The organism is Nonomuraea sp. CA-141351 (assembly GCF_050944675.1).
In the GTDB taxonomy this organism is placed as follows: domain Bacteria; phylum Actinomycetota; class Actinomycetes; order Streptosporangiales; family Streptosporangiaceae; genus Nonomuraea.
Genome location: NZ_CP191982.1, coordinates 9,600,249 through 9,616,049, shown reverse-complemented (window position 1 = coordinate 9,616,049; position 15,801 = coordinate 9,600,249). Strand labels below are relative to the sequence as shown.

Annotated in this window: 12 protein-coding genes; 6 read left to right on the top strand and 6 right to left on the bottom strand. The window is 70.4% G+C overall.

Annotation, left to right across the window (positions count from 1 at the left end; all coding sequences use genetic code 11):
• Positions 1-74: 74 nt before the first annotated feature.
• Complete coding sequence (locus tag ACQPWU_RS45110; RefSeq protein ID WP_433431893.1) at positions 75-1,193, top strand: amidohydrolase family protein; 1,119 nt, start codon at positions 75-77, stop codon at positions 1,191-1,193.
• 79 nt (positions 1,194-1,272) lie between these two features.
• Here the strand turns inward: ACQPWU_RS45110 and ACQPWU_RS45105 are convergent, their stop codons facing one another.
• Both ACQPWU_RS45105 and ACQPWU_RS45100 read right to left on the bottom strand, forming a co-directional pair.
• On the bottom strand, positions 1,273-2,448 hold the full coding sequence (locus tag ACQPWU_RS45105; RefSeq protein WP_433431891.1) for an MFS transporter: 1,176 nt from the start codon (positions 2,446-2,448) through the stop codon (positions 1,273-1,275).
• A gap of 202 nt (positions 2,449-2,650) precedes the next feature.
• A complete protein-coding gene (locus ACQPWU_RS45100; protein ID WP_433431889.1) occupies positions 2,651-3,616 on the bottom strand; it encodes a sigma-70 family RNA polymerase sigma factor in 966 nt (321 codons plus the stop codon).
• 349 nt (positions 3,617-3,965) lie between these two features.
• Between ACQPWU_RS45100 and ACQPWU_RS45095 the strand changes: the two genes are divergently transcribed.
• Positions 3,966-5,138 (top strand): cellulose binding domain-containing protein, encoded by a 1,173-nt coding sequence (locus tag ACQPWU_RS45095; RefSeq protein ID WP_433431887.1) that lies wholly within the window; start codon positions 3,966-3,968, stop codon positions 5,136-5,138.
• Here ACQPWU_RS45095 and ACQPWU_RS45090 read toward each other — a convergent pair.
• A complete protein-coding gene (locus tag ACQPWU_RS45090) occupies positions 5,135-6,154 on the bottom strand; it encodes a LacI family DNA-binding transcriptional regulator (RefSeq protein WP_433431885.1) in 1,020 nt (339 codons plus the stop codon). The two genes, ACQPWU_RS45095 and ACQPWU_RS45090, sit on opposite strands and share 4 nt — an antisense overlap.
• A gap of 130 nt (positions 6,155-6,284) precedes the next feature.
• On the opposite strand from ACQPWU_RS45090, the gene ACQPWU_RS45085 reads away from it, so the two are divergent.
• Genes ACQPWU_RS45085 through ACQPWU_RS45070 form a run of 4 tightly spaced genes read left to right on the top strand, consistent with a single transcriptional unit; the run spans position 6,285 to position 11,436 of the window.
• Complete coding sequence (locus ACQPWU_RS45085) at positions 6,285-7,640, top strand: extracellular solute-binding protein (RefSeq protein WP_433431884.1); 1,356 nt, start codon at positions 6,285-6,287, stop codon at positions 7,638-7,640.
• A complete protein-coding gene (locus ACQPWU_RS45080; RefSeq protein ID WP_360686598.1) occupies positions 7,637-8,542 on the top strand; it encodes a carbohydrate ABC transporter permease in 906 nt (301 codons plus the stop codon). Before ACQPWU_RS45085 ends, ACQPWU_RS45080 begins: the two co-directional genes overlap by 4 nt.
• Entirely contained in the window at positions 8,539-9,381 is an 843-nt protein-coding gene (locus ACQPWU_RS45075) for a carbohydrate ABC transporter permease (RefSeq protein ID WP_433431881.1), read from the top strand. Before ACQPWU_RS45080 ends, ACQPWU_RS45075 begins: the two co-directional genes overlap by 4 nt.
• A 27-nt stretch (positions 9,382-9,408) precedes the next feature.
• Positions 9,409-11,436 (top strand): glycoside hydrolase family 2 protein, encoded by a 2,028-nt coding sequence (locus ACQPWU_RS45070; RefSeq protein WP_433431879.1) that lies wholly within the window; start codon positions 9,409-9,411, stop codon positions 11,434-11,436.
• 30 nt (positions 11,437-11,466) lie between these two features.
• Here the strand turns inward: ACQPWU_RS45070 and ACQPWU_RS45065 are convergent, their stop codons facing one another.
• From ACQPWU_RS45065 to ACQPWU_RS45055, 3 genes are read right to left on the bottom strand one after another with little or no spacing between them, the layout of a single operon-like run.
• A complete protein-coding gene (locus ACQPWU_RS45065; RefSeq protein ID WP_433431877.1) occupies positions 11,467-13,395 on the bottom strand; it encodes a hypothetical protein in 1,929 nt (642 codons plus the stop codon).
• On the bottom strand, positions 13,383-14,384 hold the full coding sequence (locus ACQPWU_RS45060) for a hypothetical protein (RefSeq protein WP_433431876.1): 1,002 nt from the start codon (positions 14,382-14,384) through the stop codon (positions 13,383-13,385). Before ACQPWU_RS45060 ends, ACQPWU_RS45065 begins: the two co-directional genes overlap by 13 nt.
• Positions 14,371-15,801 carry a hypothetical protein gene (locus tag ACQPWU_RS45055; protein ID WP_433431875.1) on the bottom strand — a complete coding sequence of 477 codons (1,431 nt, stop codon included), beginning with the start codon at positions 15,799-15,801 and terminating at the stop codon, positions 14,371-14,373. Before ACQPWU_RS45055 ends, ACQPWU_RS45060 begins: the two co-directional genes overlap by 14 nt.

The window sequence follows — 15,801 nt, the reverse complement described above, 5'->3', positions numbered from 1 at the left end:
CTCGCCGGTGGCGCATTTGCCCATGGCGGGTTCCTCCGTCACCGCCGGGGAACTTCCCGTACGAGAGCATGGGCATGGCGAACGAGACGAGCCGCGCGGGCAAGGGCCGCCACCGGGAGCGGCTGCACGTGCGAGGTGTCGCGCTGCCCTCGGAGGAGTGGGCCGAGTTCTGGATCGCTGACGGCAGGCTGACGTGCGAGCCGCTGCCTGGCGCCACCACGGTTGTGGACGGCGGCTGGCTGCTGCCAGGGCTCGTCGACGCGCACACGCACCCCGGCGCCCTGCGTCCGGGCGACCGGCTCGACCCGGCGCTGCTCCGGCAGCACGGACGTGACCACCTGGCGGCCGGCGTGACTCTCCTGCGCGTACCTGGTTCGGCCGACCGGCTCCCCGCGTGGTTCGGCACAGAGCCGGACCAGCCGCGCGTCGTTTCCGCTGGTCGCTGGCTGGGCCTGCCCGGCATGTTCTACGACGGGTGGGCGCGGCATGTCGGCGAGGCGGAGTTGGCGGACGCGGCGGTCGAGGAGGCGCGCGCGTCCGGTGGCTGGTGCAAGGTCTACGCGGACTGGGTGGTCGGCGAGGAGGGGCTCGAGGCGCCGCCGCTCCCGGCCGGCGTGCTCGCCGAGCTGACCCGGCGGGTGCACGCCATGGGCGGCCGGGTCGCCGTGCACGCCCAGACGGCGGCGGGTGCGCGGGCTGCGGTCGAGGCCGTGGTGGACAGCCTCGAGCATGGCCTGGGCCTCGACACGGCGCTGCTGGACCGGATGGCCCGCCAGGGGACGGCCCTGGTGCCCACGTTCACCGTCTGGGAGACCTTCGAGCAGGTCGCCCGTTCCTCGGGCTCCGACCGGTTCCGTGAGTGGTTCCGGGCGGCCCATGACCGTCTTGAACCGCTGGTGGCGGCCGCGTACGAGGCCGGCGTGACAGTGCTGGCCGGGACCGACAGCTACGGGACGCCCGAGCTTCCGCACGGACGGGTGGCCGGTGAGGTGCGGCACCTGGCGGCCTCCCCTATGCCCGCCGCGGCGGCGATCGGCGCGGCGTCATGGACGGCGCGGTCCTTCCTCGGCTTCCCCGGGCTCGGCCACGACGCTCCCGCCGACCTGGTCGCCTACGATGCGGACCCGCGCTCCGATCTGGCCGTCCTGCAGACGCCGGCGCGCGTCATCCACCGCGGCCGGATCGTCCGCTGAGTCCCTCCGATCGCCGGCCGCCTCTCGGCCGGGAGACCGCGAAGCCCGGGCCGGCCAGTGGTGAGCACAGGGCGCGGGGTCAGCCGGATCTGTTGAGCGACCATAGGGACGCCGCCATGAGGAAGGCGCTCAGCCCACCGCAGATCATCACGGTGGAGACCGAGAAGGCGTCGACGACGCGGCCGCCGAGGAACGCGCCGAGGGCGAAGGTCGCCTGGAACGAGGAGGTGAAGACGACCGTGGCGCCTTCGGGCGTGTCGGGGGCGGAGTTGATGAAGGAGGCTTGCGAGCAGACGGGCACGCCGCCATAGGCCAGGCCCCAGAGTACGAGCAGCACCACGGCGCCGACGGGCGTGGTGCCGATCAAGGGCAGTAGCAGGGTAGTCGCCGCGATCAGGCAGCCGCAGGCCGCGAAGGTGTGCCGCAGGCTTACGGCGGCGGCCTTGCCGGCGAGGAAGTTACCGGCGATTCCGGCGATGCCATAAGCCAGCAGGACGACGCTGACGGCCTTGGAATGCAGGCCGGTGACGTGCTCGAGGAAGGCGGTGACGTAGGTGTAGGTGCCGAAGTGGGCCAGGACGATGAGGAAAGTGGTCAGCAGGGCGATTTTGGCGCCTCGGTTGCGAAGCAGGTCGAGCAGGACGCGAGGGCTGGTGACCTGGTGGGCGGGCAATGGCGGCAGCAGCACCAGCAGCGCCGCCAGGACCAGGATGGCCAGCGCGGCCAGGACGAGGAAGGCGATCCGCCAGCCGGCAACGTGCCCGATGAAGGTTCCGGCCGGTACACCGAGCACGGAGCCCAGCGGCACGGCGGAGAAGATCACAGCGGTGGCGGTGCCGACGGCCGCCGGTGGCACCAGGCGGCCCGCCAGCCCGGCCCCGATCGACCAGAAGCCGCCGATGGTGAGGCCGACGAGCGCCCTGGAGATCAGCATGATCCAGTAGGAGTTCCCGGCGGCCGCCAGGACATCGGCGGCGGCGAGCACCGCCATGAGGACGCACAGCATCACGCGGCGGTCCAGGCGGGCGGTGGCCACCGTGACGGCGGGGGCGGCGATCGCGGCGACGATGCCGGGCAGTGCCATGGTCAGCCCCGTGGTGCCGTCGGAGATGCCGAAGTCGGCGCCGATGGCGGTCAGCAGGCCGATGGGCAGGATCTCGCTGGTGACGATGGCGAAGATGCCCAGCATGAGCGACGCGATCGCGAGCCAGTTGATGAGGGGCGAGCGCGGCCGGGTGAGCGTGGTCGTTGACATGGTTCCCGTTCAGGCAGGAGCGCGTGGACTGCGGGAAACCAGCCAAGCAGTGATGGAGCAGCAGACACTGGCAGGTATCGGACCACACCGTCCCCGAGACAGGCGCCTGGCACATGCAAATCTCAACGTGTGGCTGAGCGCCGCCCGTCTGGTCCAGGCGTGGCGGTGAACGGCGGCCGCCGCCGTTCACCGGCTCGTGTCATCAGCGCGCGAGCGCGGGCGCGAGGCCGAACGTCGGCACCAGGCTCGCGTCGATGAACGCCGTGATGCGGCTGATCCGGTTCCCGATGAGGGTCAGGACCTGAACGCCGTACGCCGCGTACCGGCCGTCGCCTTGGCGTTCGTAGATGACGAAGGCAGGCTGGCCGTTGGCCCGGGTGGGCGTCATCCGCCATCCGTCCCGCCGTAGGACCTGGTGGGACAGGAACTCGAGGACGGCACCCTGACCCGTGAACCAGGTCGGGATCGGCGGCATCTCCAGCTCGACATCGGCCCGTAGCAGGCTCACCAGGGCCGCCGCGTCGGCACGGGTGAACGCGTCGACGTAGCCGTCCAGAAGGGCGCGCAGGGCTTCCTCGTCCGGCTCGGCCAGGTCCTCCTCGACCGGTCCGACCTGGGCCAGGTGGGCGCGGGCGCGGCGGAGCGCGCTGTCGACGGCCGCGACCGTCGTGTCGAGCATCTCGGCGACCTCGGCCGTCCGGAACGCCAGCACGTCACGCAACGTCAGCACGGCCCGCTGCCGGGCGGGCAGGAACTGGAGCGCGGCAACGAAGGCCAGCCGCACCCCGCTCCTCCCTGCCACGATCGTCGCCGGGTCGCCGATGGCGCCGAACAGCGCGTCGGGCGCCGGCTGGAGCCACTGCACTGACGGCTCGCCGGCGGCGACGGGCACCCGGTGATCGTCCGAAGGGGCGCCCAGGCCCGAGGGGAGCGGCCGTCTCGAGCGCGTCTCCAGGGCCGTCAGGCAGGCCATGGTGGCAATCTTGTACAGCCACTGCCGTACCGAGGAGCGGCCCTCGAACCGGTCGAACGCGCGCCACGCGCGCAGGTAGGTCTCCTGCACGAGGTCCTCGGCGTCGTGGATCGAGCCGAGGATCCGGTAGCAGTGCGCGAGCAGTTCCGGCCGGAACGGCTCAGTCAGGGCGGAGAACTCGGCGTCCGGCAGCATCGCGGCTTCTCCCGGCGGTGTCATGGTGATGGGTGCGGTCCATATAAGGACCGGCCGGCGCCGGAAAATCCGTCGCCGTCGTCGAAAGACTGATGAGTGATGTGAGTCACATGCCACGGCGTTCCGTCTGCTCGAGGGGGCTTCCGGCGGCGATGAAAGATTCAGCCGCGGGCAGGGCCGGCCGGGCGGTGAGCTTGCCTGGTCAGGTGTGTCGGGCAGGCGCGGTCATGGGCGCGGGGGAGGGGCCGGCGTTGACACCTCGGTGCGGTCCCGCGAAACATCGTCGTCAAGAGACGGCGTGGGAGCGCTCCCATGCCGCGCCCCTCGAGTCCCGAAGGCGAGCGATGTCATGCCCCGTCCCCTCGCGCTGCGTGCCCGGCTCTGGGCCGTCGCCGTCGCCGCCTGTCTCGCCATGGCGATCGGCGGCATCGCCGTGACCGTTCCCGCTTCGGCGGACACCGGATGCAAGGTGGACTACACCGTCAACTCGTGGCAAGGAGGCTTCACCGCGCAGGTGAAGGTGACGAACTTGGGGACGGCAATCAGCGCGTGGCGGCTGCGGTGGACGTATGCGGGGGACCAGCGGGTGACGAGCGCGTGGAACGCACAGGTGCAGCAGAACGACAGGATCGTGACGGCGGCCAACGTGGCGTGGAACGGCGCGTTGGCCACGGGTGGCAGCGCCGAGTTCGGCCTGCAGGCCACCTGGTCGGCGGCCAACCCCACACCCACCGACTTCACGCTCGACGACGTGGCCTGTAACGGCACCACAACCCCGAGCCAGACCCCCACCGTCACGCCCACCGTCACCCCGACGGTCACCCCGACCGTGCCGCCCGGCTGCTCGGGGGCGACGGTCTGCTCGGGATTCGAGGATCAGTCAGGCAGCCCGTCCGGCGAGTGGCAGGTCGTCGCCCCCAACTGCGCCGGCACCGGCACGGCCGCGATCGACACCGCGATCTCGCACAGCGGCGGCAAGTCCCTGCGGGTCAACGGGGGCGGCGGCTACTGCAACCACCTCTTCGTCGGCACCACCCGCGACGTCTCCCACGTCGGCCCGGTGGTCTACGCCAGGATGTGGGTCCGGCACACGACCGCTCTGCCCGCGACCCACGTCAGCATGATCACCATGGCTGACGCCAACGACGGCAACCGCGACCTCCGCATCGGCGGCCAGAACGGCGCCCTGCAGTGGAACCGCGAATCCGACGACGCCACCCTGCCCGAGCAGAGCCCCGCTGGGGTCGCGCTCAGCGCCGCGCTTCCCGTCAACCGCTGGGTCTGTCTCCGCTATGAGGTAGACACCTCCAAGCAGTCGATGCGTACGTACCTGGACGACCAGGAGGTAGCCGGCCTGCGCGTGGACGGCACCCCGACGCAAGACATCGACTCCCAGTGGCTGCGCCGCACCACCGCGCCGCGCCCGGCCACACTGCGGCTGGGCTGGGAGAGCTACGGCAACGACCGGGACACCCTCTGGTACGACGACGTGGCACTCAGCTCGTCACCGCTGTCCTGCTAACCCGTCGAGCCCGCGGTGCTCTCCCTGACCATCAGCCGGTGCGGCACGATGATCTCGGAAGGCGCGGCGGGCGAGCCGTTGATCGAGTCCATCAGCGTGGTCACCGCCCTGCGCGCGATCTCGCCCTTGTCCGGGGCGATCGTGGTCAGGCTGGGTGTGCTGTACTCGCCCTCTTCGATGTCGTCCACCCCGACCACGGCCACGTCGTCGGGGACGCGGCGGCCGGCCCTGGTCAGTGCCCTGATCGCGCCCAGGGCGAGCAGGTCGTTGTAGCAGAACACCGCGTCGGGCGGCTCGGGCAGGGCGAGCAGGTGATCCATGGCCTCGGCCCCCAGACGCCGGTGGAAGTGCGAGGTGGAGACGACGAGCTCCTCGTCCACCTCCAGGCCGGCGCGGGCGTGCGCCTGGCGGTAGCCGGCGGTGCGCAACTGGGCGGTCTCGCCGGTCGCGTACGGCTGGTCGCCGATGGCGGCCACCCGGCGGCGGCCCAGGTCCAGCAGGTGGGTGGTGGCCTCGCGGGCGGCGGCGACGTTGTCGATGGCCACGTGGTGGAAACTGCCGTTGAAGATGTGCTCGCCGAGCAGCACGATCGGGATCCGGTTGCCGCGCCCGCGCAGCTCCTCGGCGGAGATCGTCAGCGGGCTGAGCAGCAGCCCGTCGAACATCGTGGCCCGCGAGTCCCGTCCGAGCAGCTCGCGCTCCCGGTCACCGTCGCCGTCGGTCTGGTCGACCATCACCACGTAGCCGTGGGCGCGGGCCGCCGTGATCACCTCGCGGGCCAGCTCGGCGAAGTACGGTACGTCCAGCTCGGGCACCACCAGGGCGATCATCCCGGTACGCCCCTGCTTGAGATTGCGCGCGATGAGGTTGGGACGGTAGTCGAGCTCGTCCAGCACGGCCTGCACCCGGGCACGCAGCTCGTCTGACACCGGCGCGTAACCGTTGACCACATTGGACACGGTGCGAATCGATACGTTCGCCCGCTTGGCGACGTCGCGCAGCGTTGGACCGGCCATGCGTCTCCTATACCCTCCGAAGGCTGCGCCTGGGAAGATCCCAAACCGCTCTTGCATCGTTGCAGACAAGTATGCATTATGTCTGCATCGTTGCAGAGCCCTCACTTGAGCCCAGGCCGAGGAGACAGAGATGTCCACACCCCACATAGACCGGCGCGGTTTTCTCAAGGGAGCCCTGGGCATCGCCGCGGCCGGTTCGCTGGCGGCGTGCGCGCCGGGCGGCCCGAGCACGCAACCGAGCAAGCTGGCCGCGCCCGCCGCGTCGGCGTCGTCGGCCAAGGGCGAGATCACCGTCTGGAACCGGTCGGGCGACCTGTTCAAGGTGTTCGACGCGGCCATCGGCAAGTTCCGCGAGGCGTACCCGGGCGTCAAGGTGAACCACCAGGCCGTGGACATCGACGCGAAGCTGGCCAACACGCTGATCAGCGGCACCGACGTGCCCGACGGCAGCTTCTGGGACGACGCCAAGATCGGCGGACAGGCCGAGCACCTGTACGACCTGACCGACCTCATCGCGCCGTACCGGGACCAGACCTCGCCGTACAAGCTCTCCGTGAACACCGTGGACGGCAAGATCTACGGTGTCCCCTGGGACCTGGACCCCGGGCTGCTGTGGTACCGCGAGGACGTGCTGGAGAGCGCCGGAGTGGATCCCGCGAGCCTGGCCACGTACGACGACCTGCTGGCCGCCGCCAGGACGGTCAAGGAGAAGGACCCCAAGACCAAGCCGATCCACCTGGAGAAGACCCCGTTCCTCAGCCAGCTCTGGCTCGAGATGCTGGCCAACCAGCAGGGCACCAGCCTCACCGACGCCCAGGGCAAGTTGCGGCTGGACTCCGCCGAGTATCGGCGGATCTTCGGCTGGATCCAGAGCGCGGTCAAGGACGGCCTGGTCACCCACGCCCCCTACCTCGAGCCCGCCGACGTCAACACGCTCGACAGCGGCCAGCAGGTGTTCGTGCCGTGGGCGATCTGGTGGTCGTTCGCGCCGCAGCAGCTGCTCAAGGCCACCAAGGGCAAGTGGCGGGCCGCGCCGCTGCCGTCCTGGACACCGGGCGGCGCGCGCAGCGGCGCCATGGGCGGCAGCAGCTTCGTCATCCCCGCCAAGGCCAAGAACCCCGAGCTGGCCTGGCTGCTGTACGAGTTCCTGTGCTTCAAGGAGCCCGGATACACCGCCGTGTACGGCCCCAACGCCGTCTACCCCGGCGGCCTGTCCACCTCGATCCCCAGCTTCACCCCCGCGCTCGACCCGGCCAAGCCGCTCTTCCAGCCCATCGAGGCGCTGGGCGGCCAGGACCTGTGGAAGGTCGCCGTCGAGGCCGCGGGCACCATCCCGGCCGCCGCGCCCATCCCCTGGTGGTGGGCCCAGTCGGTGGACTACCTCGGCAACAACGTGCAGCGCCTGATCGAGGGCAAGATGTCCCCCGACCAGGTGATCACGGAGTCGGCCGAGAAGATCCAGCGCAACCTGATCGACCGCTCATGAGCCTCGCGAGCATCACCCGGGCCGGTCGGCCCCGCGTGAGGTCCACACGGCTGTCGCCGTACCTGTTCATAGCCCCGTTCTTCCTGGTCTTCGCCGCGTTCGGGATCTACCCGCTGATCTACGCGCTCCAGCTCAGCTTCATGCGCTGGAGGGGCGCGGGCGCGGCCCACTGGGTCGGCGCGGACAACTACCTCTACCTGCTGACCAGCCCGGACTTCTGGGCCTCGCTCGGCAACAGCGCCGTCATGTGGCTGCTGATCGTGCCGATCCAGGTCGTGGCCGGGCTGGGCGGCGCGGTGCTGCTGGCCAACGCCAAGCTGCGGCTGCGCGGGCTGTTCCGGGTGGCGTTCATCGCGCCGTTCGTGACCCCGCTGGTCGCCATGGCGCAGGTCTGGATCGTGCTGTTCGACCAGGACTACGGCCTGGTCAACTACCTGCTCAACCTGGTGGGCCTGCCCGACGTGGGCTGGCTGACGTCCACGGCGTGGTCCAAGCCGACGCTGGCGCTGCTGTTCCTGTGGAAGACCACCGGGTTCGCGATCATCATCCTGCTCGCCGGCCTCCAGGCCGTCCCCGGAGGCGTGTACGAGGCCGCCGCGCTCGACGGCGCCTCCCGGTGGCGCCAGTTCTGGTCGATCACCGTTCCGCTGGTGCGGCGGAGCATGGCGTTCCTGGTGGTCGTGCAGACCCTGGCCGTCTTCCAGATGTTCGCCGAGCCGTTCGTGGTCACCGAGGGCGGCCCGTACGGCTCCACCACCACCGCGGGCCTCTACCTGTACGACCACATCACCGCCTCCGACCTGGGCACCGGCGCCGCGAACTCGTTCCTGCTGGTCCTGCTGGTCTTCGGCCTGTCGCTGGTGTCGGTCAGGCTGCTGCGGCCGAAAGACGAGGTGTCATGAACCAGACCCGCCCCGGACCACTGCAGTACGCGGTCCTGGCGCTGCTCGCGATCGTGTTCCTGTACCCGATCTGGTGGGCGGTCAGCTCCTCGCTCAAGCCGGCGGCCGACATCATCGCCGACCCCCTGTCGATCGGCGCGCTGACGCTCGACAACTACCGGGCCATGTTCGCCGACGTGCCGATCGGTACCGGGTTCGCGAACACGGCGCTGGTGCTGGTGGTCAGGGGCGCCATGACGATGTTCTTCTGCCCGCTGGCGGGCTACGCGTTCGCCAAGTACGACTTCCCCGGCAAGAACCTGCTGTTCGGCGTGGTGCTGCTGACGCTGATGCTGCCGACGCTGGTGCTGATCATCCCGCTGCTGCTGGAGATGAGCGCGCTCGGCTGGGTGAACACCTACCAGGCACTCATCCTGCCGGGCAGCATCGACGCGTTCAGCATCTTCTGGATGCGGCAGACCATCGCCGCCATCCCGGACGAGCTCATCGACGCGGGCCGGGTGGACGGGGCGGGCGAGTTCGGCATCTTCGCCAAGGTCGTGCTCCCCGTGATCCGCCCAGGGCTGGCCGCGCTCGCAGTCCTGACCACCATGAACATCTACAACGACTTCGTCTGGCCGGTCGTCGCCGTCAACGACACCTCGCACCAGACCCTGCAGGTGGTCCTGTCCACCCTCGCGCAGAACGTCACCGGCAACCGGATCGGCGCCGACTTCGCCACCGTGTGGGGCGAACTGCTCGCCGCGGGCAGCATCGCCATGCTGCCGCTGCTGGTGATCTTCGTACTGCTGCAGCGCCACTTCATCAACGGCATCCTCGCGGGCAGCGTCAAGGGCTGACCCGCCGTCCCCACGGAAGAGAGCACCATGGAATACCCCCGTCCCCACTTCGACCGGTCGCACTCCTGGTCGAGCCTGAACGGCGAGTGGGACTTCCGGGCCGACACCGAGCCGGACTGGAACAGGACCATCACCGTGCCCTTCGCCTGGGAGACCCCCGCGTCGGGCATCGAGGCCCACTGGCTGCCCGTGGCCTGGTACCGCCGCCGGATCACGGTCCCCGCCGAGTGGGCGGGTCAGAGGGCCGTGCTGCACTTCGGGGCCGTGCACCACGAGGCCACCGTCTGGGTCAACGACGTCGAGGTGGTCACGCACCGGGGCGGCTACACGCCGTTCGAGGCCGACATCACCGACGCCCTGCGCGGCGACGGCCCGCAGGAGGTCGTGGTACGGGTCTCCGCGCCGCTGGACAAGCGGGAGCTCGCGCACGGCAAGCAGCGCAGCATCCCGCGCGAAGACTACGACGGCGTCTGCTTCACCCCGTCATCCGGGATCTGGCAGAGCGTCTGGCTGGAGGCCCGGCCCGCCACGTACGTGTCCGCGCTGAAGCTGCGCCCTTCTGAAGGGCTGGACGCCATCGAGGTGGAGGCCCGGGTGGCGGGGCCGTCGGAGTCCGTGCTCCACTTGACCCTGCGCGGGACGGACACGACGGCCGAGGTCCCGGTCGCGGAGGGCGTCGCGCGAGCGGTGATCCCCGTCGCCGGGCCGCGGCTCTGGTCCCCGGACGACCCGCACCTCTACCACGTGGACGCCCGCCTGACCTCGTCCGACGGCACCGACGAGGTCGCCGCCTACACCGGGCTGCGCCGCATCGAGGTGATCGGCGAGGACCTCTATCTCAACGGCCGCCGCCTGTTCGTGCGGGGCGTGCTCGACCAGGGCTACTGGCCCCGTACCGGCATCACCGCCCCCGACGACGCGGCGCTCCGCCGCGACATCGAGCTGGCCGCCGCCGCGGGCTACAACCTGGTACGCAAGCACCTCAAGCTCGAGGACCCCCGCTTCGTCCACCACGCCGACGTGCTCGGCATGCTGGTGTGGGCCGAGCCCGCCGCGACCGGCCGCTTCTCGGCGGAGTCGGTGATCGCGTTCGAGGAGCAGATCGCACCGATGGTGGAGCGCGACGGCAACTCGCCCGCGATCGTCATCTGGGGCCTGTACAACGAGGAATGGGGCCTGGACTGGGACATCCCGGGCGACCCGGCCAAGCAGCAGGCGGCGGCGCAGGCGTACGAGCTGCTCAAGGCCCTCGACCCGACCAGGCCGGCCGTGGACAACTCCGGCTGGACCCACGTCAGGACCGACCTGCTCGACTGGCACTACTACGACGAGTCCGCCGCCTCCTGGGGCAGGACGGTGGCCGCGCTGCTGGACGGCGAGCAGGACGACTTCCCGGTACGGCTCGGCCCCGACCACGTGGTGCGCAAGAAGCTGGCCGCGGTCCCGTCCCAGCCGCTGCGCGGGCTGCCCAACCTCAACAGCGAGTACGGCGGCGGCTTCACCAGCGTCGAGCGGGCCTGGCACCTGCGCTGGCAGACCCAGGAGCTGCGCTGGCACGACCGCCTGGCCGGCTACGTCTACACCGAGCTGTACGACATCGAGCACGAGTCCGCGGGCCTGCTCGACTTCGAGCGCCGCGCCAAGGACCTGGCCGGCGTGGACCCCGCCGACGTGAACGCCGAGACCACGCTCGTGCTGGACGTCGTCCCCGTCGCGCCCGGCCGCGACCTGCTGAGCGAGTCGCGTGAGGTCACCGTGCCCGTCCACGTCTCGCACCACGGCGCCGAGCCGGTCAACGGCCACCTGCGCACCGCGTGGACCCCGGTCTTCGGCCCGGCTCCCGCCCCCGGCGCTTTCGGTGCGGAGGGACCGTGGATCGAGGCCAAGCCGTTCGTGCTCAGCGGCCCCGCCGAGGTCGGCGCCCGGCTGCCGGACGGCTGGACGAGCGGGCGGCTGCACATCGCCCTGGTCAGCGGCGGCACCGTCGTCGCACGCTCGGCCGTGGACGTGGACACCCACACCGCCCCGGTCATCGGGGACGACCCGACCGTCTGACAGGAACCGGTGGGTCGCACATAGGGGGAGTCAGAGCCACAGGCGCAAGGAGAGGGCCGCGAGAAGGATGATGATCGAGATGACGATGAGGACCTTCCCGAGGGTGGAAACCGGCTTCAGCCTGCTCAGGCTGGGACGTCGGCGATACCACGGCTTCCGGCCGTCGCCGTCCTCGGGGGCGGTCATGCGGTCGAGGCCGGCCTTGACGCTGTTGGCGACGGACGTTCCGGTCAGGCCCAGTCCGCGCACCGTGCCGTCCGCCAGTGTGCGCAGCATGGTCGGGGCCGTTCCGGCTGCGCTCACGGCCACCATCGCGAGCAGGAACGTCTGGGGAGGGCGGTCCAGGTCCGCGAGGATCTCTTCGATGTCGGCCGAGGTGAGCAGCCGGCGATGGCTCAACCAGAGCACATCCTGGTAGTAGAGGATGCTCTCCTCGGCGGCGCAGATGGAGCTGATCGCCTCGATGAGGTAGCGGTGTTGCGTCAGCCCGTACTTGACGGCCTCCATGGCCCGTGGATCAGTGGGGACCGCGCGGCGGTCCGCCTCGGAGACGACGATGTCCAGCACCTTGCGGTTGCGGGACCGGACGGCGACGTGGAACAACTCGTCCTCCGGCATGCCGTCCAGGATCTTGTGCAGGTGCTGGGGGCCCTGCAGGTTCGCGATGAGCAACCGGCCTGAGGGAGCGCTCCGCGGCAGCCGGCTCAGCGCGGCGAGCAGCGCCGGCGGGAGGTCGGGCTCCGATCGGCGCGAGCCGCCCAGATCGACCAGCATCTCCTCGACGTCGGCCGCGTGCATCGGCGACGCGTACAGCAGCTGTAGCAGAATCTCGAAGAAGTTCCGCACTACGGCCGAATCGGCCAGCCTTTCGGGCGGGCGGATGGGGTTCGCCCTGATGAACACCCGGTAGGTCTTACGGTCCCGGTCCGGCACCCGTTCGCGAGCCCGCTGCGCCAGCTGCGTGTTGAGGACGCCGAGCCGCTGCTCCTCGGCGTTCGCGATGCTCTCACGGCACTGGTGCAGCAGGTGCTCCACCGAGGGTTTCGGCGGGCGTACGACGGCGGTGTGCTGGTCGGGCGCGGCCGGGAGCCGGGCGGAAGTACGCCCGCGGAGCAGTCTGGACGCCGCGGCGCGGTGGGACAGGTTGTCGAAGTCGCGCGGCTCGGCCAAGGTGGCGAGCCACCTCATCAGCTCGCGAAGGTCGTCACCCTGATAGCGCTCCAGCTCCTTCTCGTAGAACAGGGCCTGGGGCGGGTACGACTCCGCCGGCTCACCGGCCTCCCAGGGCAGCTCCCACGTCCCGTGGGTGGGCGACACCTCGGCGAAGGACAGGCGGATCCGGTGCCGGGAGGCGCTGTTGGTCCATGTCGAGACCGCGAGCGTGTGGCGGAACCCGTACGGAAGCAGCGCCGCCACGGCGTCGAGGAAATCCAGCCGCCGGTCCATGGACAGATGACCGGCCCGCACCACGCAGACGGGCCGCCCGGTGAGCAGGAGCGCCGCCGCCCGCCGGGCCGTGCCGTTCACCTCACCGGCGAGCTGACGCTCGTCGTACGCCGCGAGGGAGAGCGGGAAGGGCCGGTCGCCGGAGAAGTCCCCCTCCCGCAGCGCCTCGTACAGGGCCCGGTACGACACCCTGGACGGCTCGCAAACGAGATCCGCCCAGCGTGCGCAGACGTAGTACGTCATCGCGTACGGGCGTTGGAAGCCGTCCTGGGATTCCGGCTCGGTCTGCAGGGACAGCCCCAGCCAGGGCTCGCCGTCCGGGCCGGTGGCGAAGTAGCTGGTCGCCACCCGGGGGAGGGCCTTGGGTTCCATGGTGCCGGAGGTGAACGCCTTGAGCCACATGCCGAAGTCGGCGTTGCTGATCGCGCCCGTGCTGCAGCCGATCACACTGTAGTCGTCCAGGCTCTCCGGGGTCTTGCCGAGGATCGCCCAGTGGGCGGTCAGTCCTCCCATCGTCTGCTCCTCATCATGCCGGGCCGGAGCATGCGGCCGAGCCAGATCACGGGCTCCATCACGTTCAGGGGGCGGATGGTCCCCCGGATCGTCAGGCCGCCGTTCGCGTTGTCGATGACGTTCAGGAAGTCGTCAGGGTCGAAACGGCCGTAATCCTCATCGATAAACAGGCCCACCGAAGACGTTACGAAGTACCTGATGCGGTCCTCATGGAAGAACGCCTCGATCAGGTCGAGGATCATCTCCGCGTTGTGGTCCTGGGCCTCCCGGCACAACAGCCGGAAGAAATCGCGGACCCGATCCTCGGGCACACGGGGGATCCGCAGCTCATCGGTGGGATTCCGTTCCGTGTACCCCTCTTCCATCGCGATTCTCAGCACCCTGGGGTCGTCGTACTTGGTGATGCAGACCGCGATGTGGTGAGGCAGTTTGCCGTCCTCGTACTCGTCCCCGACGAGCATCCGCCCGGCGACCTCGTGCAGCGCGGCGTCCAGGTGTTTGAAGGCGTCGCCCACCCGAGCCTCCCGGTCCGGGTCGAACATGTAGATCAGCCCGCGGCTCTTGACCAGGCTGTCGACCAGCGCCTTTTTGTCGATGTTCGTCTCGGACTCGGCGTACAGGTCGCCGCGCAGGTCCAGGAAGTCGAGCTTGACCTTCGGCGCCTTCGCCGCATGTGTGGTCCACGGCCACCACCATCGTCTGCGCGGCGCCTCCGCCGGGCCGATGACCATCCAGCTGTAGTGGGTCAGCGCCTCGGTCGGGGCCGGGAACGTGCGCGCCTGCAGCAGCGTGTTGCGCAACTTCGCGAGTTCTGTCCGGGACACCGGGTTCTCCCCGATGAGCCGCCAGCCCGCGTCGGGGGCCTTGTTCAGTGCGATGCTCAGCGCCGCCAGGAAGGCGGTCTTGCCGCTGCCCGAAGCCCCCCACATCGCGATGTCGGGCTCGCGACCGCGCTCAGGATCGCCGGGGGCGGAGTCAGTGTCGACCACCGATGTCCTCATTCTGGGAGACGAAGGGGAGGGAAAGCGCGGCGGCAGGCTCTTTCACCAGGCCGAGCCGGACGACGAGTTCTTCCGCGTTCACCGCATCCACCTGGAACAGCGCGGCCGAGCCGAGCCGACGCCAGGGGGACGAGGGGGCGGGCGTACTGTCGCAGATGGCCGCGCTCCTCAGACCGAGGCGCTCTTCCAGATCGTGCAGCAGCGCCAGCCAGTCGTACCGCCAGGGGCAGGGGGGCACGCGGTCGAGGCCGGACCGCGGGGGATGCGGCGGCCGAGCCCCGATGGTGAGCAGGGCCGTCCGTGGGTTGCCCTGCTGGGACAGCAGCCGGGCGTGCACCTCCGCGAGCACGTCCTCGAGCTGGGCGGCGTTCGGGTAGGTCGGCGCGGTTGGCTGCAGGGACTCCAGGGCGGCCCGTGCCTGCGCCGTGGAGGCGGACCAGACGGCCAATGCCGGCCGGGTACGGTCCGCGTGCCGGGCGCCGAACACGTGGGTGCCGTATCCCACGACGGACACCTCGAGCTGCTGGAGGTCGAGACGGCGCTCGGCGAGAAGGTCGATCACGTAGCCGGCCCAGTGGCAGCGGGCCTCGAACTCCTCCATGGTCCCCGCCGTCTCTATGGCGCACACCAGGTGCGCGGGCCGGGGCGCGGGTTCCAGCCGGTCAGGCAGTACGGCCATCACTTCGGCCCACGGACGCGTGTCCGGCTGGAGGCCGGGGACCTCGGGGAAGCGCACGACGCCGGGCCGCTCCAGCACCGCCCGCAGCACATGTCGTCCGGTCGGCAGCGGCGCGTGGTCCACCGACACCAGCTCCGACGGCTGGAGCAGGCCTGACCAGGCGGAGACCGCGAGCAACATGCCTGTCGGCGCGGTGCAGGTGACGGTCACCTGGGCCTCGTCCCCGGGCTTCGCCCCGGAGCCGAAGAGCCGCTGTCCCACGAGTTCGAGCCAGCCGCCGTCCGCGCGCTCGCGGGCCACGATCAGGTCGTACGCCTGACGCAGGGGCGCGCCGGCGATCAACTCGGCGAGCAGCTCCCCGACCTTGACCCCGGGCGCCTCGACGACCTGGGCCGATGGACGCCATTGTCGCAGCGCGCGTAAGGCCGCCTCCTGTTCGGGCCCGTCGGCGGAGCGCACCACCATCACCGGGTCCTCCTCGTCGGCGGAGATCAGATCGCCGGCGACCCGGAGCACCACGTCGAAGACCTCATCGCCGGAGGCGGTCAAGGTGGACCACTTGGCGGCGGCTCTGCGCGTGTTGTACGGCGTGCCGACCTCGTCGACGCGGACCTCGAAGATCCGTGTCCCGGCGGCGTCGATCTCAACGACGGCCAGCCGTTCCCTGAACGAGGCGATCAGATCGGTGAGATCGCCACGCAACCCGCCCTCTGCGAAATGGTTCAA

Excerpts from the sequence above, each read along its gene's own strand:
- ACQPWU_RS45110 (WP_433431893.1), top strand. The coding sequence starts at position 75 with ATGGCGAACGAGACGAGCCGCGCGGGCAAGGGCCGCCACCGGGAGCGG.
- ACQPWU_RS45105 (WP_433431891.1), bottom strand. The coding sequence starts at position 2,448 with ATGTCAACGACCACGCTCACCCGGCCGCGCTCGCCCCTCATCAACTGG.
- ACQPWU_RS45100 (WP_433431889.1), bottom strand. The coding sequence starts at position 3,616 with ATGCTGCCGGACGCCGAGTTCTCCGCCCTGACTGAGCCGTTCCGGCCG.
- ACQPWU_RS45095 (WP_433431887.1), top strand. The coding sequence starts at position 3,966 with ATGCCCCGTCCCCTCGCGCTGCGTGCCCGGCTCTGGGCCGTCGCCGTC.
- ACQPWU_RS45090 (WP_433431885.1), bottom strand. The coding sequence starts at position 6,154 with ATGGCCGGTCCAACGCTGCGCGACGTCGCCAAGCGGGCGAACGTATCG.
- ACQPWU_RS45085 (WP_433431884.1), top strand. The coding sequence starts at position 6,285 with ATGTCCACACCCCACATAGACCGGCGCGGTTTTCTCAAGGGAGCCCTG.
- ACQPWU_RS45080 (WP_360686598.1), top strand. The coding sequence starts at position 7,637 with ATGAGCCTCGCGAGCATCACCCGGGCCGGTCGGCCCCGCGTGAGGTCC.
- ACQPWU_RS45075 (WP_433431881.1), top strand. The coding sequence starts at position 8,539 with ATGAACCAGACCCGCCCCGGACCACTGCAGTACGCGGTCCTGGCGCTG.
- ACQPWU_RS45070 (WP_433431879.1), top strand. The coding sequence starts at position 9,409 with ATGGAATACCCCCGTCCCCACTTCGACCGGTCGCACTCCTGGTCGAGC.
- ACQPWU_RS45065 (WP_433431877.1), bottom strand. The coding sequence starts at position 13,395 with ATGGGAGGACTGACCGCCCACTGGGCGATCCTCGGCAAGACCCCGGAG.